Annotated in this window: 20 protein-coding genes and 1 pseudogene; 11 read left to right on the top strand and 10 right to left on the bottom strand. The window is 46.3% G+C overall.

The features are described from left to right. Positions 1-658: 658 nt before the first annotated feature. Both YWE_RS0113390 and YWE_RS0113395 read left to right on the top strand, forming a co-directional pair. A complete protein-coding gene (locus tag YWE_RS0113390; protein WP_029095003.1) occupies positions 659-967 on the top strand; it encodes a hypothetical protein in 309 nt (102 codons plus the stop codon). A 177-nt stretch (positions 968-1,144) separates the two neighbouring features. Next, positions 1,145-1,438 carry a hypothetical protein gene (locus YWE_RS0113395; protein ID WP_029095004.1) on the top strand — a complete coding sequence of 98 codons (294 nt, stop codon included), beginning with the start codon at positions 1,145-1,147 and terminating at the stop codon, positions 1,436-1,438. A gap of 49 nt (positions 1,439-1,487) precedes the next feature. On the opposite strand, the gene YWE_RS0113400 is transcribed toward YWE_RS0113395, so the two are convergent. Next, positions 1,488-1,907, bottom strand: coding sequence for a hypothetical protein (locus YWE_RS0113400; protein WP_127526473.1), 420 nt, complete (start codon positions 1,905-1,907; stop codon positions 1,488-1,490). 170 nt (positions 1,908-2,077) lie between these two features. On the opposite strand from YWE_RS0113400, the gene YWE_RS0113405 reads away from it, so the two are divergent. Continuing rightward, complete coding sequence (locus tag YWE_RS0113405) at positions 2,078-2,404, top strand: YggL family protein (RefSeq protein WP_029095006.1); 327 nt, start codon at positions 2,078-2,080, stop codon at positions 2,402-2,404. A 343-nt stretch (positions 2,405-2,747) separates the two neighbouring features. Continuing rightward, positions 2,748-4,400: a putative transporter gene (locus tag YWE_RS0113415; protein ID WP_029095007.1), complete on the top strand. Its 1,653-nt coding sequence runs from the start codon at positions 2,748-2,750 to the stop codon at positions 4,398-4,400. A gap of 305 nt (positions 4,401-4,705) precedes the next feature. Here the strand turns inward: YWE_RS0113415 and YWE_RS0113420 are convergent, their stop codons facing one another. From YWE_RS0113420 to YWE_RS0113430, 3 genes are all read right to left on the bottom strand, one after another. After that, positions 4,706-5,188 (bottom strand): GNAT family N-acetyltransferase, encoded by a 483-nt coding sequence (locus tag YWE_RS0113420; protein WP_029095008.1) that lies wholly within the window; start codon positions 5,186-5,188, stop codon positions 4,706-4,708. Positions 5,189-5,253: 65 nt separating this feature from the next. Further along, positions 5,254-6,252: a 5'-nucleotidase gene (locus tag YWE_RS0113425; RefSeq protein ID WP_029095009.1), complete on the bottom strand. Its 999-nt coding sequence runs from the start codon at positions 6,250-6,252 to the stop codon at positions 5,254-5,256. A 51-nt stretch (positions 6,253-6,303) separates the two neighbouring features. Continuing rightward, complete coding sequence (locus tag YWE_RS0113430; protein WP_029095010.1) at positions 6,304-6,627, bottom strand: hypothetical protein; 324 nt, start codon at positions 6,625-6,627, stop codon at positions 6,304-6,306. 734 nt (positions 6,628-7,361) lie between these two features. Here YWE_RS0113430 and murQ point away from each other — a divergent pair. The 4 genes from murQ to YWE_RS0113455 all read left to right on the top strand — a co-directional run bounded on the left by murQ (position 7,362) and on the right by YWE_RS0113455 (position 11,398). Next, positions 7,362-8,276, top strand: coding sequence for an N-acetylmuramic acid 6-phosphate etherase (murQ, locus tag YWE_RS0113440; RefSeq protein WP_029095012.1), 915 nt, complete (start codon positions 7,362-7,364; stop codon positions 8,274-8,276). A 105-nt stretch (positions 8,277-8,381) separates the two neighbouring features. Beyond that, positions 8,382-9,737 carry a PTS transporter subunit EIIC gene (locus YWE_RS0113445; RefSeq protein WP_029095013.1) on the top strand — a complete coding sequence of 452 codons (1,356 nt, stop codon included), beginning with the start codon at positions 8,382-8,384 and terminating at the stop codon, positions 9,735-9,737. 18 nt (positions 9,738-9,755) lie between these two features. Next, complete coding sequence (locus YWE_RS0113450; protein ID WP_029095014.1) at positions 9,756-10,598, top strand: MurR/RpiR family transcriptional regulator; 843 nt, start codon at positions 9,756-9,758, stop codon at positions 10,596-10,598. 5 nt (positions 10,599-10,603) lie between these two features. After that, on the top strand, positions 10,604-11,398 hold the full coding sequence (locus YWE_RS0113455) for a sulfite exporter TauE/SafE family protein (RefSeq protein WP_029095015.1): 795 nt from the start codon (positions 10,604-10,606) through the stop codon (positions 11,396-11,398). Between the two features lie 61 nt (positions 11,399-11,459). Here the strand turns inward: YWE_RS0113455 and YWE_RS29025 are convergent, their stop codons facing one another. After that, positions 11,460-11,924, bottom strand: coding sequence for a hypothetical protein (locus YWE_RS29025; protein ID WP_051323339.1), 465 nt, complete (start codon positions 11,922-11,924; stop codon positions 11,460-11,462). A gap of 73 nt (positions 11,925-11,997) precedes the next feature. Next, positions 11,998-12,720, bottom strand: coding sequence for a hypothetical protein (locus YWE_RS0113465; RefSeq protein WP_029095016.1), 723 nt, complete (start codon positions 12,718-12,720; stop codon positions 11,998-12,000). 83 nt (positions 12,721-12,803) lie between these two features. Here YWE_RS0113465 and YWE_RS31425 point away from each other — a divergent pair. Continuing rightward, positions 12,804-12,949 (top strand): annotated as a pseudogene (locus YWE_RS31425) (helix-turn-helix domain-containing protein); the annotation flags it as partial. 335 nt (positions 12,950-13,284) lie between these two features. Here YWE_RS31425 and ppsA read toward each other — a convergent pair. Then, entirely contained in the window at positions 13,285-15,666 is a 2,382-nt protein-coding gene (gene ppsA / locus YWE_RS0113470) for a phosphoenolpyruvate synthase (protein ID WP_036016050.1), read from the bottom strand. Between the two features lie 471 nt (positions 15,667-16,137). Between ppsA and ppsR the strand changes: the two genes are divergently transcribed. Then, positions 16,138-16,959, top strand: a complete 822-nt coding sequence (gene ppsR / locus YWE_RS0113475; RefSeq protein WP_029095018.1) for a posphoenolpyruvate synthetase regulatory kinase/phosphorylase PpsR — start codon at positions 16,138-16,140, stop codon at positions 16,957-16,959. A gap of 204 nt (positions 16,960-17,163) precedes the next feature. Then, positions 17,164-18,210 carry a 3-deoxy-7-phosphoheptulonate synthase gene (locus YWE_RS0113480; protein ID WP_029095019.1) on the top strand — a complete coding sequence of 349 codons (1,047 nt, stop codon included), beginning with the start codon at positions 17,164-17,166 and terminating at the stop codon, positions 18,208-18,210. A gap of 284 nt (positions 18,211-18,494) precedes the next feature. Here YWE_RS0113480 and YWE_RS0113485 read toward each other — a convergent pair whose 3' ends face one another. The 3 genes from YWE_RS0113485 to lplA form a co-directional block, all read right to left on the bottom strand. After that, entirely contained in the window at positions 18,495-19,028 is a 534-nt protein-coding gene (locus tag YWE_RS0113485; RefSeq protein ID WP_029095020.1) for a lipoprotein, read from the bottom strand. A gap of 851 nt (positions 19,029-19,879) precedes the next feature. Next, on the bottom strand, positions 19,880-20,401 hold the full coding sequence (locus YWE_RS27305; RefSeq protein WP_227659955.1) for a GNAT family N-acetyltransferase: 522 nt from the start codon (positions 20,399-20,401) through the stop codon (positions 19,880-19,882). A gap of 7 nt (positions 20,402-20,408) precedes the next feature. Next, positions 20,409-21,425: a lipoate--protein ligase gene (gene lplA / locus YWE_RS0113500; RefSeq protein WP_029095021.1), complete on the bottom strand. Its 1,017-nt coding sequence runs from the start codon at positions 21,423-21,425 to the stop codon at positions 20,409-20,411. Positions 21,426-21,478: the final 53 nt, after the last annotated feature.

Here is a 21,478-nt window from a genome sequence, read left to right on the forward strand (position 1 = left end):
GACCACATTGTCATGGGTCATGGCGAACAGGTGTCGTTTGCTGAACGGGGCTGGTTATAGCTCAAGCCACCAGCGAACCCGTTCAAGACCAGACCCACACCGGTATCCCCCTTTATTTCACTGCTAATTATCAACGGTAACATGGAGATTTGCCTATGCCGACATTACCTGCGCCAAAAACTGGCGCATTTCATTTTAGATTATTACGCGATATCGCTCAGGACGACTGGTTCAGATTGTGTCGTCTGGTCACACGAGCCCATCGGCAGCTCCGCCTGAAGCCGGAAACGACCGGTATTGAACCACCCCCTATTATCTGCAATGGCGCCGGTATCACGCCACTGCGCTACGATGACAGTCTCATAGGNCTAGGCGTTATCGTCTTCAACGGGGAGCATCACCATCAACTCAGCGGCGAGACCTTTATTCTGAATCAACATCATCATCCNTACGACCGGGGATATTGCCGTACCTATGGCCATCCTTACCGTTTTATGGTCATGGCAGTATTACTGCTTGCTCACCACACTTGCCCAAATGTCTGGAAAATCACGTCTGATGTCAGTGGTACTGAATGGCAACATGTCGCCGACTGGTTGCAGGCAGAGCTGGCCATAGTGATATCGCTTCCCACCGAAATATCAACAGGAGTAAAACAATGAATCTGATTGCTCGCTTACTGTCACTGAAGTCACTGGAGAATGTTGATTTGATACACACAGTGCGAGTCACTCAATCAGCGTTTAACGTTTTAACCACGTTGGGTAGTGAAGGTATTTTCTACCCGGCAACACAAAGTTCTGCTAATGCTGAGTATGTAATACTGGACCTTGAGTTTATCCGTGACCACCAATTGGATTTTGATAAACCGGCGTTTACTGAATGGTGCCGAACACATCTCTCTTTAAAGATGGCTGCGTTGCAACCTTTGTCTTATCTGTTTGTGATTGGGACAGATGAGCGTTAATATTGGGATTAGAATGATGTTCACCTTTGGTCATTCGATTAAGCGTTCTGTAGTGGTAATTAATGTGTATAGTAATGTGTATATGATAAATTCGATAAACATATAAAACTGAGATTCCAAAAGGCTTACAGCCCCATAGTCCTTATCTCGCTGGAGGAGTTTGCGTGGCTCGAAGCTATGCTACCTCAGGTCGAAGGAGCCGTACGCCCGGCCTTCGTACAGTTTGGCGGCAAAGATCGCAAACTGGATGCTCAGGACTACCGCTCAAAGCTGCCGCTAAACGAGTTTCAGCGCTTCACCGGTCTTTATATTGATGAACACGGAAATCGATATGAAAAAGTCCCCTATCAGGCGATGCTATTAGGCAAAGGCCAAAGAAACATTTCCGGCACGGATAAATGCGTCGCTGAAAAGTGCCGTTTGCATGAGGAAAAGTATCAGCAAATGGTAAAGCAGTATCAGGGGTTATAGGCGAATTTCTGCTAGCGGAAACTCTCCTCAGAATGAAATAAGCGGCAATTTAATCTGCCGACGCAATGGTTCTTATTTCAGTACCAGATTGAGACTGCTTGAATTCAACCGTGGTCACGCCGCCGGCAAAAGCAAGTTCAACCTCAAGGTTGTCGGGGCTATTCCACTTATAGCTAATCCAGAGCTGTCCGTCAGTAATGGTGTCATTGTAGTTGACCATCGACGGAATATTTTTTCGCAGACTTTTACCGTAATCTTCCGATAGGCTCTCTTCCCGATAGCTTTGATAACTCTCCGCCAGGCTTTTTCCGGCATACAAACAGGATGTCCCGCTGCTATATGGATCTTCACTGCCATCACTCTGTTTAAAGCTTAACTCGGTACAGTTGACCTTTGGCAGAGGAGCGCTATAGGCCATCCCACTCAATCCGACCAACGCTAAGCAACCACAAATCAGCATTTTGTTCATTTTATTTGAATACCCACTATCCGTTTTAGGTAACTTACTGCCAGTTGCAGGAGTGGTCAAGGCACCGCCCAATGTTTAACCCCGGACCTATCTGAGTGAAACTTAGTCCTTAGGCTGGACGCTGTCGCCTATGGCAGGTAATATCCCTTTTTTTTAAAAAGGATGAAGTCATGGCTATTACCCGCAGTCGTCGTTTACGTAAAAAATTACACCTTGATGAGTTCCAGGAGATCGGTTTTACCGTTAACTGGAATTTTGCTGAAGGCGCTACCGCCGAATCTATTGATAGCTTTCTGAATACCTTTATCAACGAAGTCGTTAACCCTAACGGTTTAGGCTTTGGCGGCAGTGGCTATTTAGACTGGGAAGGCATTATCTGCCTACAGAAAGTCGGTTCATGCACCGAAGAGCATAGAAAACTGATTGCTGACTGGTTAACCAACAATGGCATGGCCAACGTTGAAACCAGCGAACTGTATGATATCTGGTGGGAATAATCCCGATTCCATAGCTTCATCATCAGTCCCCTTTTCAGCGGTGAAATCACCCGGAACTCACCGCTGATTTTTACAAACCTCAATCGTTCCCCACGCATTTTTTTTGATTGTAATTGAATCGTTTCGTCTATTGAGTATCAAAATGCGAAAACAACCGCAACTATATTGATTAATATCAATTTACCCAGCTAACTATTGCCCGTTTCGACGCCTCAGTCACATTATCCCCTTAGGTTTTCACTATGATTAATCTGGCTTATACACCCCTGTTCCGTATTGTCAGCCTCGCTACCTATCGCGCGGTTGCAGTGAAGGAAGGTAAACCTCTGCAAGGATTGTAACAATGAGTAATATAGCCCTGACAGTGAGCATATTGGCTCTGGTTGCTGTACTCGGTTTATGGATTGGCAGTTGGAAGATTCGCGGCGTCGGCTTAGGCATTGGTGGCGTACTGTTTGGCGGCATTATTGTTGGCCACTTCACCGATAACTATCAGATTGTTTTAGATAGTAATATGCTGCACTTCATTCAGGAGTTTGGCCTGATTTTATTTGTCTATACCATCGGTATTCAGGTCGGTCCCGGTTTTTTCTCATCCCTGCGTCGTTCCGGGCTGCGTCTGAACGGTTTTGCCTGTTTATTGGTACTGCTCGGCTGTTTAGTCACCGCCGGGCTGCACAAAATATTTGATATTCCCCTGCCGATAATTCTGGGTATATTCTCCGGTGCGGTAACCAATACCCCATCCTTAGGTGCCGGTCAGCAGGTTTTGACCGATCTGCACGCTAACGGTCAACTGATTGACCAAATGGGTATGGCATATGCAATGGCTTATCCTTTCGGCATCTGCGGCATCTTATTTGTGATGTGGACCATCCGGCTAATCTTTAAGATTAATATAGATAAGGAAGCTAAAGCATTTGATCAACAGTCCGGCGCGGCGGCGGATAATTTACAGACCATAAACATTCAAGTTTGTAACACTAACCTCAACGGATTACAGCTACAGGATATTCCGATTATCAGCGATGAAGGCGTAATCTGCTCTCGCCTGAAACGCGACAATTTACTGATGGTGCCTTCATCTTCAACGGTTATTCAGATGGGCGACCTGCTGCACCTTGTCGGTGACCGGAATTTATTGAATCAGGCCAAGCTGCTGATCGGTAATGAGGTTGACGTTTCTTTATCGACCCGCACCAGCGACCTGCAAATGGCCCGCGTGGTGATTACCAGTGATAAAGTGCTGGGTAAGAAGATTGTCGATCTCAATCTTCATCGCTATGACGTGGTTATTTCACGTATCAACCGGGCCGGCGTTGAGCTGATTCCGGGCCGTAGCGTATCGCTGCACTTCGGCGATATCGTCAATCTGGTTGGTAAGCCGTCGTCTATTGATACCGTGGCAGACATTCTGGGTAACGCTCAGCAAAAGCTCCAACAGGTACAGATGCTGCCGGTGTTTATCGGTATCGGGCTTGGAGTTCTATTAGGGTCTATCCCATTGTTTATTCCCGGCTTCCCTGCCGCTCTGCGTTTAGGTCTGGCCGGCGGTCCGTTGGTTATTGCGCTGATTCTGGGGCGAATCGGTAGCATCGGTAAGCTCCACTGGTTTATGCCCCCCAGCGCCAACCTCGCTCTCAGAGAATTAGGTATCGTACTGTTTTTATCGGTAGTCGGATTTAAGTCCGGCGCCAGCTTTATTGATACGTTATTGAACGGTGATGGCGTTATCTGGATGGGATACGGTGCCCTTATTACGGTCGTTCCGCTGTTGGTGGTCGGATTTATGGCCCACTGGCTGACCAAGATGAATTATTTAACCATCTGCGGCCTGCTGGCGGGTTCAATGACCGATCCCCCCGCGTTGGCCTTCGCTAACGGTATGCACCCGACCAGCGGTGCGGCAGCGCTGTCTTATGCTACCGTTTATCCGTTGGCGATGTTCTTAAGGATTATGTCACCGCAGATTTTGGCATTGTTGTTTTGGGTTTGATATTAGGATAAGTCCAGAGGCGGCTAATTCCAGATTGGCGTAGATTTCGTCCGCAAAAAGAACGTTGAGATAACCATTAGCCTAGTTACCACTAGGCTATTCACCTCGTCATCGGGTTGAAAACGGAATGCGTAGTCGTCGGCCAATTAACGCACTCTAAGTGATGTTGGTCAGCTAAAATCTGGATCCCGTTTTTCAACCGGATGACGACATAATAGGCTGGGACCGAACTGAAACATAGCAGGCTTATATGATGTAAAGATGCTTAATATGACGTCCATAAGCCCCGTCATGCCTGCACTAACTTAAATCTTCTTCTGCCAGAACATTGCACCGCCCATCGCCGGGTCCAGCTCATAACCGGCAAAACCAAATTTGCGGTAGCTGGCTTTGGCAATATCATTGCCCTCCAAAACTTCCAGCGTGATTTTGCAACACCCTTTCTGTTTAGCAAACTGCTCTACTTTATCCAGCATTTTCTGGCTCAGGCCTAGCCCGCGATATTCGGCACTCACCGCAACATCATGAATATTGACCAACGGCTGGCAGGCAAAGGTAGAAAACCCAAAAAAGCAGTTAATCAGGCCGGCAGGCTTACCATCAACATAGGCCATGACGCTAAAAGCGTGGGGCAGCTTAGCCAGCTCACTGACCAGATTGCTTTTCACCTGTGGTTTTAGCGCTTCTCCGCCGCCCATAGGGTCAAGCGCATAGCCGTTTAATAAACCGACCAAGTCTTCGCCCTGTGCCGCATTGGTGTAATCAACCATGATGATATTAATGCTCATAAAAGGTTATTTTCCTGATTGTTATTAAATAAAAATGGAGAGTCTAAAAAGTAATGCGCAGCTAATCAGTCGGGTTGGCTTTTATTCTTCTGCCGGATTTTATCGTGCATAACAGCGTTAAGCGCAGAGGTGCTGCGATAAAGCACTTTAGCTGAAGGCACATCTGACGCAGCGGGATCCAGATGGGCGTCCTGATCGTCGAAAAAGATATGGGGATTGAACGCCTTTAGAAACCGCGCCTTTTGTAATCCGCCCAAAAAGAAAATCTCATCAACATAAACGCCCCAATTTCTCAGGGTTTTTATCACCCGCATTTCTGCCGGGCTGTTTCGGGCCGTTATCAACGCAATGCGTACCGGTGAATATTCAATGCGCCCCGGTAAGCGCTCTTGAATTTTAGACAACTTAATCAATAATTTGGCATGCGGTCCCGGCTCAAGGGGGATATCCTGCCGCTCGTCTTCCGACTGATGAAAAGCGTCCAGTCCGTGAGTCTGATTAATCAGTTCGCTGGTATCATCAAAAATCACCGCATCGCCGTCAAAGGCAAATCTGACCTGAGTTTCAGTGCACTGAAATGCCTGCGTTGGCGGCGGGCGCATCACGGCGGCTGCGCACTGATTAGTATCAATAACCCGCTGGGCATCATCTTCATTGGTCGTCAAAAACAGATCGACATAAAAAGCGTCGAGATAATGAGTTACCGCTTCGCCCGCGGTAAACGCTGAGCGGGTAATATTTAAGCCACGGCGGCGGATCTCTTTCAAAACCCGATATCCGGTTTCCGGGCTATTGCGCGATATCACGACTACTTCAACTATCGGCTGTGGGTCATCGGCTTTTTTATGATCATTTAACGCCAACAACGCTTTGACCAAAGGCATACCGGTGCCATCCGGCAAGGGTTGTGATTCATTCTCCAGCATATAGCGCCGGTAATGTTCCATTGCTGAATCCGGATCGTTTTTCCGCTGTTGATTGAATACGCCATCAGCAACGGACAGGTCAAATAACGCAGTGGCTGATATACCAATAACCAGCGTTTCTGATAGATCAATTGCCATGATGTTCCTTTTTAACCCAGGCTCGTTAGTCAACGACCCGATCATTAAGTATTAAATAAAGCAGGTTCCGAAGTTATCACCCATGCTGTCAGAGAATTTATTAAACTCTGCCCAACTGGCTTCCAGATCCTGATTTTTGATAGTCGAGCCCAGTTTTTCCAGTGCTGTGCTAATCGCCTGACAGCTATCAAAATGGTCCCGATTAAGTTGGTGTAATTCCGGCAGGATGCTGTCGGTAATTTCAGCTTTAAGCGCTTCGATTTGTTCCGCGTCCTGTCCTTGCTCCTGTATTTGGGTAAGAGCATCGCGGATTTGATCTTCAAGTACCGCAGCCCTAAAAATGTGTTCTGTTTTTGGATTATCTAGATTCAGCATCGCTCGCCCTTTATGCACAGACAGATGATATTATTTGCCTAACCATAATTTGGCCTAACTATAACCAATCACCATTAAAACCATAAAGAAAAAATCATCCCTAAAGCCTAATATTTATCAGTTAAGCATTTCTAATGCCCGGTGACTCGTCTAAATCGTCATTCCCGCCAAAGCGAGGAGCCAAGGTTTTAGCTCACAAAGGCGTACTTGGCCCAAGGGCTGGATCCCGTTTTTCAACGGGATGACGAAGAAATTTGACCCTCTTTATTCCCATTTTTCAATCGGCGACGCAGAAGCCTCTCCCCTCGTCATCCCCGACAAAGCGAGGAGCCAAGGTTTTAGCTCACAAACGCGTACTTGGCCTAAGGGCTGGATCCCGTTTTTCAACGGGATGACGAAGAAATTTGGCCCTCTTTATTCCCGTTTTACAATCGGCGACGCAGAAGCCTCTCCCCTCGTCATCCCCGCCAAAGCGAGGAGCCAAGGTTTTAGCTCACAAACGCGTACTTGGCCTAAGGGCTGGATCCCGTTTTTCAACGGATGGCGGCAGGGTTACTTTTTCTCACTCCGCTCTTCCGGCGGTGGTTCAACGGCAAAAAATGTGATCGACATTAGATATATGCGGATTAGTACGCTCTGTCTCCTGATGAGGTTTGAAATATAATTTCATTGAATGTATATTTTATTGAAATTGCATTTCACCATATTTTATCAAAAGCCCAATGAAGAGCCATATGAAAAATAACGATCTGACTTCCTGTTTGAACAGCGAACTGAATCCTGACACTATCGGTCTCTCCGATATGGACACCCGGAGCCTGCTGACAACCATCAATCAGGCAGATTCCACCGTTGCTGAAATTATCCGTCAGGTCATTCCGGATATCAGCGCTGCCATTGACCAAATTGCCACCCGAATAGCGCAAGGCGGTCGGTTATTTTATGTCGGTGCCGGCACCAGCGGTAGATTAGCGGTACTGGACAGCGCTGAATGCCCGCCGACGTTTGGCACAGACCCCGAGCTGGTTCAATCAATCATCGCGGGCGGTCATGCCGCCATGTTGCACGCCGTTGAAAATGTAGAAGACAGCGCTACAGAATCCATCGTTGAATTAAAACAGCGCAATGCCTGTGCCGATGACATTATCATCGGTCTGGCAGCCAGCGGCCGTACGCCATTTACTCTGGCGGCGATTGAGTATGGTAACCAGTTGGGTGCTCTGACTATCGCGATTACAACCCGCGGCCCCGGCCCGATTAGCCAAATAGCTCAAATGGCCATTTCACCGGATGTAGGGCCTGAAGTTCTGTCAGGATCTACCCGAATGAAAAGCGGTACCGCGCAAAAGATGATGCTGGGCATGATCAGCACCGGCGTGATGGTAAGGCTGGGCAAAGTTCACCGTAACCTGATGGTTGACGTTATTGCCAGCAACGAAAAGCTTGAACGCCGTGCAGAGCGGATTGTCAGCGAGATCTGCGGAATCAGTCAGTCAGAAGCGGCCCGATATCTGTCATATGTTGATTACAAACCACGGCTGGCCATTTTAATGAATGAGCTTGGTGTCAGTGTGGAAACGGCAAAAAGCATTGCCGAACAGCAAAAGTATCGCTCCCTTCAGCAGCAGCTAAATGATAATGCGGCTTAGATGCGATCGATGGCTCCATACGGTATATCGACAATTTGTACCTACAATCAGTATCTACAATAGATAACAGCAAACACCCGTTCGTCTCCTTATAAGGTGAATACCATGGCCCCAAAAATTGAACATCTGGACTTACTGGCTCAGCACATAGAGAAACATATCGGCGGGCTGGAAAACATTGCGACACTGGCTCACTGCATGACGCGTATCCGCATCGTTCCTAAAGACACATCAAAAGTGGATATGGACGCAATGAAGAAGTTTGATGGCGTAAAAGGTGCCATCATCAGCGGTGACCAATATCAGGTTATTGTCGGTATGGGGACCGCAGCAAAAGTATTTAGCCGGTTAAATAAACGGTTTCAGGGTGATAACGGCACAAGTGACACCGTCACTGAAACGCCTAAGCCGTTCTCAATACGTCGAATGCTGACGACGCTGTCGGCCATCTTTGTTCCGACCATTCCGGCGCTGATTGGCTGTGGTTTGATACTGGGTCTGGTCAACGTTGTTCGCTTAGTTGCGCCCGGCTGGGTTGAACAATTCCCCGAGCTTTTTAAACTGCTGAAACTCATCGGTAGCGCAGTATTTGCCTATCTGTCCATTATGATCGGTATGAATACCGCTAAAGAACTTGGCGCTTCAACTTCAATTGGTGCCGTCATGGCTGGTATACTCGCCCTGCCCGGTCTGGCTGAAATTACCCTGTTTGGCGAAAAGCTGGTCCCTAACAGCGGTGGGATTTTTGCCGTACTGATGGTGGTGGTATTCTCCTCCAAATTTGAAGTTTGGTTTCGCAGTAAGATTTGGGAAAGTCTCGACCTTATCGTTACGCCGTTTATCACTATTTTGGTTTCCGCCTTTGTCGCCTTAACCATATTCCAACCCATCGGTCATTTCTTAAATCAATGGTTAGGCGCAGGAGTCTCTTTCGCCCTGCTCAGTAATGACGGTAGCGCAGTCGCTCTGGGGGGCCTGCTGGGGGGGAGCTTCTTATTCCTGTTGTTAACCGGCTTACATCAGGGGCTGATACCGATTCATGCCGAAATACTACAAACCTTTGGCCTCAATTATTTGTTCCCGATACTGGCTATGGGCGGTATGGGGCAAGTCGGCTCATGCCTTTGGGTCTTCCTGCGCACTAAAAATAAGCGCTTAAAGAAAACCCTAATGGGTGCTTTGCCGGTCGGTATCTTTGGGGTCGGAGAACCGCTACTGTTCGGCGTTTCACTTCCTTTAGGTAAGCCTTTTATTGCCGGCTGTATCGGCGGCGCCTTTGGCGGAGCAACCATTGCCTTTTTTAAGGTCGGGATTATTATTCCGTTTGGTACCGCCGGATTATCACTGATACCGCTGGTCGGTGACGGACAAATTCTGCCGTTCCTTATTTCGGTGCTGGTTGCCTGGGCTGCCGGATTTATTGCCAGTATGTGCCTGGGCTTTACTGACCCGACTGAATAACAATAACAGGAGAACGCCATGTCAACGCTGAATGTACAGTTAGAAAACATGTTGATTGCCGGTAAGGATACCGAGAAGAAACTGGCTAAAGTCCTGCTTGAATCTCCGGATGATATTGCGGCATTAAATGCCGCCCAGCTAGGGGATATTGCCTGCGTCAGCGGTGCGACAGTGGTTCGTTTTGCCCGCAGCCTGGGCTATAAAGGCTACCCTGACTTAAAGCTGGCGTTTCTGAGTGAAATAAAATCAGATAAAAACGATCGCCTGTATGGTGACCTCAGCAAAGATGACAGCACTGAGGATATGATTGCTAAGTCCGGCCATATGTTTAGCGAGAATATCCTTCATTCGGTCAAATTATTAAAGCCCGAGCTTATCGACCGCCTGGCTGAAAAGATGATCAAGGCGGAGCGCGTCGTTCTCTTTGGCATAGGCTCATCGTCAATTGTGGCTAATGATATTTTTCATAAGCTACTGAGAGTCAATAAAAGTGCACTGTTCAGCCCTGATTTACACAGCCAGTTGAGCTATTCAAACCTGCTGATGCCCGGCGACTTAGCGCTGTTTGTCTCTGCCAGAGGCGAAACCAGCGAAATCAATACCGCCCTTAAACAGGCGAAAAGCCGGGGCTGCCTGACTATCGCCCTTACCCGCTCAGGCCATTGCGAAGCAGCCAAAATAGCCGATGAAGTATTACCCTATTTCTATAATGAGCAACACTCCCAGTTGGGTATGATCACACCGCAAATTTTACAAATGGTGGTTTTTGATATTCTGTTTTTCAAATTCAGTGCGCTGTTAGGCGATAGCGCCACTGCCGCCTTGGCTCAGGGTCGTGCCATGCTGCACGGGAATAAGTAATGACGCTGCTATTACTGGGTGAATTATTGATCGGCGCCGTACTGGGCCTGATTATCAGTACCACCGGCGTTGGTGGCGGCGTGCTGGTATTACCGGTTCTGGTTTACCTGTTTGGTATGGATGCACTAGCCGCGGTGGCAACGGCTAACCTGCTGTCGATGCTGATGAAAATATCATCTACCGGCATGCACTTTCGCTTAGGCAATATTCCGGTTAAGCGTTCACTGATGATTCTGGCCGTTATGTTGCCCAGCACGCTGATAGCCAGCTATGGCATTACTTATCTGGCCGCTGTTCCGGCATGGCATAACTATGTGCAGATTGGCATTAATAGCCTGATAGTGCTGGCGATTGCCCTGTCACTGTTTATTTTTTGCACCCGCCTGTTCCGCCCTGAAAAACTGGCTAAGGAACAGCCTGAAAAACAACCGGCCAGCCTCCTTAGCTTTATTATTCCCGGCACCTGCGCGGGTATCACTATCGGCGCTACCGGCGTTGGCGGCGGCGTGGTAATGCTGCCTATCCTGATTAAATATGCGGGAATGAATATCAAGCAGGCTATTGGTACTTCGGTATTTGTCACCATGCTGCTGTCGGGGGCTTCTGCGTTAGCTTACGGTCAGGGCGGATATACCGATGTTCATCTGGCTCTGGTGCTTGGCGTGGGGTCTATTTTGAGTATCCCGCTGGCTAAATACCTGTTGAAAACCGTTTCGGATCGTACCTTTCAGTGGGTTACATTCGGGTTTATTGTTTGTAGTGCGGTAACGATGTTGTATCGGGTGATTGTGCCGGGGTAATGGGATAAATCTTATCCCCACAGGCATAGCGATGAAGCGTCCATTGGTTACTAATAAGCTATTATCCGGCCATGCCATCATAAGATAATAAAAAGAGTGATTCACACTCATCTTTAGCACATCCCCAATAAATAGATTGATGTCCATCATTCCATTCGGCGTGCGCAGCGGCGTTAAGGGTAAAATTCCATTCTTTACCGTCTGAAATTAATTTCCCTTCGATTTCACAAGGCAGCCAATAGTACTCTCTATGTATAGCTCCCCGATCTTGGTATACAGAGCTACTCTCAAAGATCTTTATAATCTCAGCGCCGGATAAGTGCCAGTTCAGACAGGCCTCTTCGACTCTTTTATCCGTCTCAGTAACTTCACCCATTGTTTGTGATGTAAATTTGGAGGGTTCGATACTGATAACCCTTAGGGCAGAAAAAGCGCTATTGCATAAGACAATATTTGCCAAGAGGATATAACCGGTTATGTTAAGCAGCTTTTTTATTCCATTTTTTATTACGCTATTCGTAACCATCTATTTCTCTTCCTTGTGTATCAATGGTGCTTCCATTTTTAAGATGACTGTTATCCCCCGCAGCTAAGATAATCTACCGAGGAAACTTATCTATATTGTTCTGGGCTAAACCATACAAGGCGTCATCAATCGTCTGCTTATGCTGAAGGTAAAAATCGCCACTTTGAGAAAATACCTTATCTTGACGAATCAGAGCATTGATCGCTGTCCAGTCTTTATCCGCATGCTGTGCGGTCAGGTGCAGCTGGCGTTGGTGGGCTAGCTGAAGGTGACTAGCCAGCTCGGTTAACTGTAGAAAATTAAGCTGCTGCGTGACCTGTTCTAAGTGGAAGTAGAGAGCGGAGTCAAAACCTTCCCACTCTTCATAATTAGTCCATTCGTAAATAGCCATCAAACAGCGTAATTCGGCAGGGAGCCGTTGAAGATCGTCAAACGACAGCCAGTAATTTCGCGTAAGGTTTTCCGTGGTCTCAATAGCATGCGCAATCAATCCTATCGCCCTGTTTTTATCCCGGTGATTTTTATTAAGGATTCGCTCAGTCAGGGTAAAACGATCATGCTCAATGGCCTGTAGTGCTAAGTGCATTTCATAGCCCGCATGCTGCAAATACTCACGCGCCCGCTCGGCAGATAAGTCTGATGAAGACATTAACAAATGGATAAGCTCATGTTTAAACATATCAGCCGCCGCATCGATATTGCCGCTAGTCTTCTCAAGCAAAGTCTGAGCATGACGCATACCCACCGGCACCAGCGAGCGCAGGGACTTTATTGGTTCAATTAGCTGTTTTTCCATCGGTGTCTCTGCGTATAAACAAGTGTTTTACTTTAGCGCTCTTGGTGTTGAAATCATACTCTCACAACCAAACCAGACGTTCAATAAGCCTTCTAACCGTCTTACATCCTGCGGGCATCATTATCGTTTTATGCAAAAAATGACACCATACTGGGCGGTATCACGCTTAGCCGGGCTGAGTTCATCAACGTTAGCTTATGCACTATTACGCCCTTGGCACAAAGATGAATGACTCATCGTCAGTGCGATAAATGTGCCACCACCTGAAATCCCGAGCCATTTTCTTCTCCTTCGCCATCCCCTGGCACCTCGTCATCCCCGTGAAAACGGGGATCTAGCCCTTAGGCTAAGAGTTAACTTGTTAGCTAAAACCTGGATCCCCGCTTTCGCGGGGATGACGAATATATGGGCATTGATGGGTGTTAATAGGCTGATAGGCTGATAGGCTGATAGGCTGATAGGCTGATAGGCTGATAGGTAATAATAACCACTAACAGGCACTAAAAATTATTAAAAAGGCCACAGAAAATCGCTCTTCTGTGGCCCTTAGTATCAAAAAGAAAGCTACGCAGTTTTCGCTGCCAGCGCTACCCAGGTCTTAATTACCGTATCCGGATTAAGTGAAATGCTGTCGATTCCCTGTTCCATCAGCCATACGGCAAAATCTTCATGATCTGAAGGACCCTGCCCGCAAATACCAACGTATTTCCCCTGAGCCTTGGCTGCTTTGATCGACATCGACAACAGTGCTTTAACCGCATTATTGCGCTCATCAAACAGGGTTGAAACCACGCCGGAGTCACGATCGAGGCCCAGTGTTAGCTGAGTCATATCGTTCGAACCGATAGAGAAGCCATCGAAATGCTCAAGGAACTCATCGGCTAACAAGGCGTTAGACGGGATCTCGCACATCATAATGACCTTCAGGCCATCCTGACCGCGCTTCAGACCCTCATGCTCCAGCTGTGCCACTACCGCTTTCGCCTGCTCAACCGTCCGCACAAACGGAATCATAATTTCGACGTTGGTTAATCCCATCTCATTACGCACCCGCTTAACCGCCTCGCACTCCAGCGCAAAACAGGCTTTAAAATCTTCTGAAACATAGCGACCGGCACCGCGGAAGCCTAACATCGGGTTCTCTTCATGCGGTTCGTAGCGGCTACCGCCCACCAGATTGGCATACTCATTTGATTTAAAGTCAGACAACCGAACGATAACCCGCTTAGGCCAGAACGCCGCCGCCAGCGTTGCAATCCCTTCCGACAGGCGACCGACATAAAACTCCACCGGATCGTTATAGCCTATCATCAGGTCACGAATTTCCTGCTGAATAGACTCTTCCTGCTGATCGAACTCCAGTAATGCTCTGGGGTGAACGCCAATCATGCGGTTGATAATAAATTCTAAACGCGCCAGGCCCACACCTTCATTCGGCAAACGGGCAAAATCAAATGCGCGGTCCGGGTTACCGACGTTCATCATAATCTTCAGCGGAATTTCAGGTAACGAATCAAGCTGAGAGCTTTGAACGTTAAAGTCCAGAATATCCTGATAGATAAAACCGGTATCCCCCTCAGAACACGACACCGTTACGTTCTGGCCTTCGTGCAGCACTTCAGTCGCATTACCACAGCCCACAACGGCCGGAATACCCAACTCACGCGCAATAATCGCAGCGTGGCAAGTACGACCTCCGCGGTTAGTAACGATAGCCGATGCACGCTTCATGATCGGTTCCCAGTCCGGATCGGTCATATCCGTCACCAGTACATCACCCGGTAGAATACGATCCATCTGGCTGAGATCGTTAATCACTTTAACCGGACCCGCACCAATCCGATGACCAATCGCCCGGCCTTCAGTCAACACAACGCCACGGTTATTTAACAGATAACGTTCCATTACCTGTTCGTTAGAACGCACGGTCTCAGGACGGGCCTGTACGATATACAGCTTGCCGGTATGTCCGTCTTTGGCCCACTCAATATCCATCGGGCGGCCATAATGTTGTTCAATTAACAGCGCCTGACGGGCCAACTGTTGAATTTCATCATCATTCAGGCTGTACTGATGACGCTCGGCTTCCGGCACGTCTTCAATACAAACTTGCTTGCCATGTTCCTGATTGTCTGAATAAACCATACGAATTTTTTTAGAGCCAATCGTACGGCGAACAATGGCCGGACGATTGTTGAGTAAGGTGGGTTTATGAACGTAGAACTCATCAGGATTCACCGCGCCCTGTACCACCATTTCACCTAAGCCGTAAGCAGAGGTGATAAACACCACCTGATCAAAACCAGATTCAGTATCAATGGTGAACATAACGCCCGCAGCCGCTAAGTCAGAACGCACCATGCGTTGAATGCCTGCTGACAGTGCAACGCCGCGGTGGTCATAGCCTTGATGTACACGGTAAGAAATAGCCCGATCGTTAAACAGTGAAGCAAATACGTGCTTCACGGCAACCATCACCGCATCAATACCCTGTACGTTTAAAAAAGTTTCCTGTTGACCGGCAAAAGACGCATCGGGCATATCTTCTGCGGTTGCTGAAGACCTGACGGCAAATGAAGCACCGACGTTCCCTTCAGAAAGTTGCTGATAAGCTTCAGCGATGGCCTGTTCCAGCTCTGGCTGAAATGGCGTATCAATAATCCAGTTACGGATTTGAGTTCCCGCATCGGCCAATGCTTTTATATCATCAATATCAATCTGATCGAGCAGTTGATAAATCTTCTGATTTACACCACTTTGCTCAAGAAAATCATTAAACGCCTGAGCAGTGGTAGCAAAACCATTAGGGACAGACACACCCAGTTCAGTCAGGTTAGTGATCATTTCCCCTAAAGAGGCATTTTTACCCCCCACACGATCAACATCATTCATTCCCAGTTGGTTATACCAAACGACACTATGTTGATTACTATTTATATCAGGCATTAGAGAAGTTCCATTATTTAGTCAATATACCCATCATCTTTCAAGTGCCGTTAAGCTGGCTACCCTTGCTACGTAAGATCGGTTAGGTATAAAACAGAGTAGATGACAAAACATTGAGGTATAGGTCACAAAATACCTATACATCGGCAGCTTACACAGCAATGATGAACTTATGAAATGGTTAATCGTTTCCGCATTTAAACTTAGTTTTCTTAGACTTATAAATGCGCTACCTTGTTCGGAATCGCGCTTTTTATGCGCTTTTTCAACAACTCACGGCACGTTATTGAACCTGCTACCATACTTGTTACCGTACTTGTTATTGTGTTATTTGCGTCAATGACGGTGGCTGGTTTACTTACCGCGTGAAGTATGGTTGATACATCATTAAACAGCTGACTATTGTTGCCAGACGATCAATATTACCGTTAACTGAACCGGTCTTCGGTTGACTAAAAAAGGAGTGACTCAGTGGAACGTACTGCATTTTTTATTTCTGACGGAACGGCAATTACCGCCGAAGTATTAGGCCACGCCGTGTTATCTCAGTTTCCTATTTCGTTAAACCAGTTCACCATTCCTTTTGTTGAAAATGTAGAAAAAGCCCATGAGGTTCGCCAACAGATTGATGACCTGTATCAGAAGACCCAGCTTAAACCTCTAGTGTTCTATTCCATTGTGTCGGCAGACGTTCGGGAAGTAATCGAACAAAGTCAGGGGTATTGCCAGAATATCGTTCATACTCTGGTGGCTCCGTTACAAAAAGAGCTGGGTATTGATCCTCTTCCCGCCGCTCACCGGACCCACGGGCTGACCGAAAACAATTTGATGAAATACGATGCCCGTATTGCCGCCATTGACTACACCCTTGCTCACGACGACGGAATTTCATTACGTAATCTGGAAGAAGCTCAGGTTATTTTGTTAGGCGTTTCACGCTGTGGTAAAACCCCGACCAGCTTGTATCTAGCGATGCAGTTTGGGATTCGGGCAGCTAACTATCCGTTTACCGCTGATGATATGGATAATATTCAGCTTCCGGCGGCGCTTAAGCCCTTCCAGAGCAAGCTGTTCGGATTAAGTATCGATCCTGAACGGCTATCGGCAATTCGTCAGGAACGCAGAGAAAACAGCCGCTATGCGTCATTACGCCAGTGCCGGATGGAGATCGCAGAAGTAGAGGCGCTGTACCGTAAAAATAACATCCGCTTTATTAACAGTACCAACTACTCGGTTGAAGAGATTTCAACTAAATTATTGGATACTCTGGGGATGAATCGTCGCATGTACTAGTTCAAGAGTATTTCTCTTTAAAGTCCCCGACCGGCAATAACATCTCTGGTTTATTGCCGGTTCCAGCGAATGATGTTGCCTATTTCTATAAATGCAGTGAATTAGTTCCTCCAGCTATTTGCATCCTATTATCTTTCCGTTATTGTGATGCCCATCACTTCCCGGTATTTCACCGCAGCGAAGACCAAGATTTAGAGAATTTACATGAACAAAACTGATGAGCTCAGAACCTCGCTGATTGACAGCCTGGTTACGCCTGAGCAATTGGCACAGTTGTTTCCGCTGACTGCGGAAATCAGTGCAAATATAATGCAATCGCGCCAGCGCATTGAAAAAATTATCCATGGTGAAGACCGTCGGCTATTGGTGGTTATCGGTCCCTGCTCCATTCATGATGTTGACGCCGCTATCGACTATGCTCAGCAATTAAATGCCTTACGCGTCCGCTATCAGGATAGGTTAGAGATTGTGATGCGTACCTATTTTGAAAAGCCGCGCACCGTCGTTGGCTGGAAAGGGATGATTTCCGATCCTCACCTCGATAGCTCCTATCAGGTCAACCATGGCCTACAGTTGGCCAGAGAACTGCTGCTGAAAATCAATCAGTTAGGTTTGCCGACCGCTACTGAGTTTTTGGATATGGTGATCGGTCAGTACATTGCAGATTTGATCAGTTGGGGAGCGATTGGTGCGCGGACAACGGAAAGTCAGGTCCATCGTGAAATGGCGTCCGCCCTGTCGTGCCCGGTCGGGTTTAAAAACGGTACCGATGGTAATACCAAAATAGCCATCGACGCTATTCGCGCAGCCCGTTCCAGCCATATGTTTTTATCACCGGATAAATCCGGCCAGATGAGTATTTATCGCACCAGCGGTAATCCGTATGCACATATTATTATGCGCGGCGGTAAGACGCCGAATTACCATGAGTCCGATATTGCTGCCGCCTGTGATAACCTGCGCCAATTCGATCTGCCGGAACACCTGATAGTGGATTTCAGCCACGGTAACTGCCAAAAGTTACACCGCCGTCAGTTAGACGTATGTGAAAATATCTGCCAGCAAATCAAAGCGGGCTCACGAGCCGTTGTCGGGGTTATGGCCGAGAGCTTTTTAGTAGAAGGTACTCAAAAGATGCAGCCGGAACAGGCGTTGACTTACGGCCAGTCGATTACCGACCCATGCCTGGGCTGGGTAGATACGGAGAGAATGCTGTTTAGCCTGGCGAATGCGGTGGAGAGTCGGTTTTAAAGAGTATTGTAGATTACCCCTGCCGCCACGGGGGTAATCCGGCGAGAGTTTTTTGCCGTCCTTCTTCCTTAGCCCTTAGCCCTTGCAGTAGAGCCGTCATCCCGTTGAAAAACGGGATGACGACCTGGAGGGACAAGAATAAGGTCAGCGCCAAACGAAATATTGATCTTAAAGTCACGATAAAAATTACCGCTACGGTAAGATTCTGACTGGATTCAATCTGACAGACACTAATAAAGCGTCGTGACTGTCAGATCTGGTTTACGCTAGCACAGTAAAATAAACTATAAATTAAGTGGTTCAACTTTTATTGAATTAAGAAATTCAGATATATTATTTTGCACCGATCTATTTACTGATTCCATTGCTCTAACTACACCATAGAACGCATACCCTACAGGAACAATACCCACGGCTGTGACTTCTTGGGTATATACGATACGTCCCGTATTTCGTTCTATTAAATCATAACGGGCAATAGTTTTGGTCTTCATATCAAAACCTCCTGCAGGCATATCCACAGCAAGTATCTTTACTGATAAGTTAATTTTATTTGTTGAATCATCTTTAAATATTGCCATTCTATTTAATGACTCTTCAAGTGATGATTTCCAGAGCTGAGGTACACTTTCCATACCTACTTCTATGTCCCCTTTTTTTTCATCCGGATGCGCTAAAGATACGGTGATTGACTTCAACTCTGCATCTATCTTTTTATCGCTGACGGCGACATTTTGTATGGAGAAGTTCAGAGGGGGAACTGATTGGCAACCAGATAAAACCAGTAATGCAAAACCCAGTAAAAATATTTTCTTCATGAATCCTATCTCAATGTTATTAGTGTGCCAATCAACAATAACATTAGGTAATAACTACTTCAAATTTACAGAAAAAACCCACACATAAATTTGTGAGCGTGCTCAAAGTACAACGCTAATAGAATGATGCTAAACCATTCCCTATTAAGATACCGCCTTATTAGCAATCAATGAAATTATTTCAAGTTGAACTATAAACCTTATAGACATTGGCTTGTTTATTTCATTCTTCTTTTGCTTTTAATCCATTAGTTTTATCTAATATATTCAATATAATTGATAGCAGAGGAATTGAAAAAACCATAAAAAATAACAAGTTGGCTGTAAAGCTTATGTAGGTAATCATATCTACACTTAACCGACTTGATATACTATATATTTTCATTAGAAGAGTAGATAGAAGAATAAAAGTCACAGAAGAAAGCCAATAGTGGGCATAAGATAAGAAAATAGAGCAAAAAAGAAACATATAATTATACTTTCTATTTTTTCTTGTAAACTTGAAGCAACTATAATAGTCACAAAGAATAGAATTAACTTCTTTATCTCTTATTGCAAACAAATAAAATAGAGAAACAAAGGCACATTAATATTGTAAATATATTTTGTATTTTAAATAAGAATGGTAAATCCGGATAATAAATATAGAAGTTATGAGAAAAATTAATTATCGCGGCTATAGTTATCAAAAACAATAAAGTTCTAAGTACAGTAACGTTTAATTTAATATTACGCTGGGTCCAAGTCCATTTGATTCCATTGTAGCAACTCTGCCACTATTGACGATGAGTTACTTTAGAAAAGGCCAATTTACCGTACTACCTCAGCAATCCGCCTCTTTAGCCAACGGTTTAGTTCAGGCCTTCGGTAAAAATCTGACTGCGGGGTGATATGGCGCTCTGTTTCTCACATAAATTTTTCTTCAGATAAATCATATCAACAAGCTGTATTCCTTCCTCAAAAATTGGCCGGTGGTAATTATCGGTAAAAAAGTTCTTCACTCGATATGATTTTTCAAATCCGCAACTTTCATAAAATGACAAAATTGTGGGTGTTTCCCCTGTTCCGACAAGCATTGTCTTATAGTTGTCTTTGTAAAAATCAAAAATAAATTTTATCAATGCCTTACCATAGCCTTTACCTTGCTCATTTTCGTATGTCGCTATGTTTTTCAATTCGCAGGTTTCGCTGTCTATAGGTACGACAACGCAAACGCTTTTCAGCTCATTATCATATAAAGCAAACAAGTCACCAGTCGGTAAATACTTATCAATCATATTTTCCTGCTCGTCGGCCAATAGCAACAAGTCAAGGAACTGTTTCTTGTTTTCGACAACTTTTTCTATTTTTATTGTATTGATCAAATTGCACATAACGTCTCTACCGCACTATTTCAGCAATCCAGTTTCCCAACTCTTTAAGTTCTTTTTCCTGTTGCGGATAATCGGCTATCAGCCCGTCGCACTGTGCTTTTAGGGCATCGCTGTGGTAAATACAGCCCTGCAGATTTTTAGCCAACTGTTCAAGCGGAGCCGGGTTCAGGCTGTCGGTGAAAACCTGGCTGCGGGTGATATGGCCTTTTTCTACATCAAAGTGAATCTCTACGCCACCCCAAACAAAGCGCTGATCCAGTAAGTGGGTAAAGGCCGGGGCTTGGCCGAAATTCCATTCCCAACTGCTCTGGCGAGCGAAGGTTTCAACAAAATTAGGTAAATCAGGTAAGGCATCAGGAGAGATAATCTCAGCCTCAGTGTGTTCGCCATAGTGGTCAAAAAAGGATTTAGTGACGGCGTCACATATCATTTTATGCGTTATGCCCGGCACTAATTCACTTAAATTAGCCACTCTGCCGCGCACCGATGAAATTCCCTTGGCCTGAAGCTTTTTAGCATCAGGATTGAGGTAATCCGCCAAACGAGTGAGGTCGGCATCGAGCAGCAAAGTGCCGTGATGAAAACCGCGATCCATGGTCTCTTTATAGGCTGAGCCGGAGACTTTTCTTTCACCCTCTGGCGTCGCAACGACCAGATCGTTACGTCCGGAAGCATTAGCATTAACCCCAAACGCCTTCAGCGCATTAACCACAATGGTGGTAGACACGGTTTTGTCATACTCAGGTTTGCCGGCCATAAAGGTAAAGCAGGTATTGCCTAAATCGTGGAACACTGCCCCGCCACCGCTGCTGCGCCGTGCCAGTTTGATATTGTCTTCATCCATTCTTCGCGTATTGCACTCTTTCCACGGATTTTGAGCCCGACCGATCACCACCGTATTGGCATTTCGCCATAAAAACAGCACTCGCTGAGTCGCCGGCATCTGGCGGAAAATGCACTCTTCAACCGCAAGGTTGAACCATGGATCGTGAGAATCAGAAATCAAAAGGCGTAGAGAAGACATAGGCAATAATATCCGCATAGTTGGAATGCTTGATAATAGCACAAACGGGCCAT

This window comes from Budvicia aquatica DSM 5075 = ATCC 35567, assembly GCF_000427805.1.
Lineage (GTDB): Bacteria > Pseudomonadota > Gammaproteobacteria > Enterobacterales > Enterobacteriaceae > Budvicia > Budvicia aquatica.

What these genes read in the sequence shown, in the direction of transcription:
- YWE_RS0113480 (WP_029095019.1), top strand. Translation starts at nt 17,164, where the DNA reads ATGAACAAAACTGATGAGCTCAGAACCTCGCTGATTGACAGCCTGGTT.
- YWE_RS0113425 (WP_029095009.1), bottom strand. Translation starts at nt 6,252, where the DNA reads ATGGCAATTGATCTATCAGAAACGCTGGTTATTGGTATATCAGCCACT.
- YWE_RS0113450 (WP_029095014.1), top strand. Translation starts at nt 9,756, where the DNA reads ATGTCAACGCTGAATGTACAGTTAGAAAACATGTTGATTGCCGGTAAG.
- YWE_RS0113445 (WP_029095013.1), top strand. Translation starts at nt 8,382, where the DNA reads ATGGCCCCAAAAATTGAACATCTGGACTTACTGGCTCAGCACATAGAG.
- murQ (WP_029095012.1), top strand. Translation starts at nt 7,362, where the DNA reads ATGAAAAATAACGATCTGACTTCCTGTTTGAACAGCGAACTGAATCCT.
- lplA (WP_029095021.1), bottom strand. Translation starts at nt 21,425, where the DNA reads ATGTCTTCTCTACGCCTTTTGATTTCTGATTCTCACGATCCATGGTTC.
- YWE_RS29025 (WP_051323339.1), bottom strand. Translation starts at nt 11,924, where the DNA reads ATGGTTACGAATAGCGTAATAAAAAATGGAATAAAAAAGCTGCTTAAC.
- YWE_RS27305 (WP_227659955.1), bottom strand. Translation starts at nt 20,401, where the DNA reads ATGTGCAATTTGATCAATACAATAAAAATAGAAAAAGTTGTCGAAAAC.
- YWE_RS0113420 (WP_029095008.1), bottom strand. Translation starts at nt 5,188, where the DNA reads ATGAGCATTAATATCATCATGGTTGATTACACCAATGCGGCACAGGGC.
- YWE_RS0113405 (WP_029095006.1), top strand. Translation starts at nt 2,078, where the DNA reads ATGGCTATTACCCGCAGTCGTCGTTTACGTAAAAAATTACACCTTGAT.
- YWE_RS0113400 (WP_127526473.1), bottom strand. Translation starts at nt 1,907, where the DNA reads ATGAACAAAATGCTGATTTGTGGTTGCTTAGCGTTGGTCGGATTGAGT.
- YWE_RS0113485 (WP_029095020.1), bottom strand. Translation starts at nt 19,028, where the DNA reads ATGAAGAAAATATTTTTACTGGGTTTTGCATTACTGGTTTTATCTGGT.
- YWE_RS0113415 (WP_029095007.1), top strand. Translation starts at nt 2,748, where the DNA reads ATGAGTAATATAGCCCTGACAGTGAGCATATTGGCTCTGGTTGCTGTA.
- ppsA (WP_036016050.1), bottom strand. Translation starts at nt 15,666, where the DNA reads ATGCCTGATATAAATAGTAATCAACATAGTGTCGTTTGGTATAACCAA.
- YWE_RS0113465 (WP_029095016.1), bottom strand. Translation starts at nt 12,720, where the DNA reads ATGGAAAAACAGCTAATTGAACCAATAAAGTCCCTGCGCTCGCTGGTG.
- YWE_RS0113395 (WP_029095004.1), top strand. Translation starts at nt 1,145, where the DNA reads ATGCTACCTCAGGTCGAAGGAGCCGTACGCCCGGCCTTCGTACAGTTT.
- YWE_RS0113430 (WP_029095010.1), bottom strand. Translation starts at nt 6,627, where the DNA reads ATGCTGAATCTAGATAATCCAAAAACAGAACACATTTTTAGGGCTGCG.
- YWE_RS0113390 (WP_029095003.1), top strand. Translation starts at nt 659, where the DNA reads ATGAATCTGATTGCTCGCTTACTGTCACTGAAGTCACTGGAGAATGTT.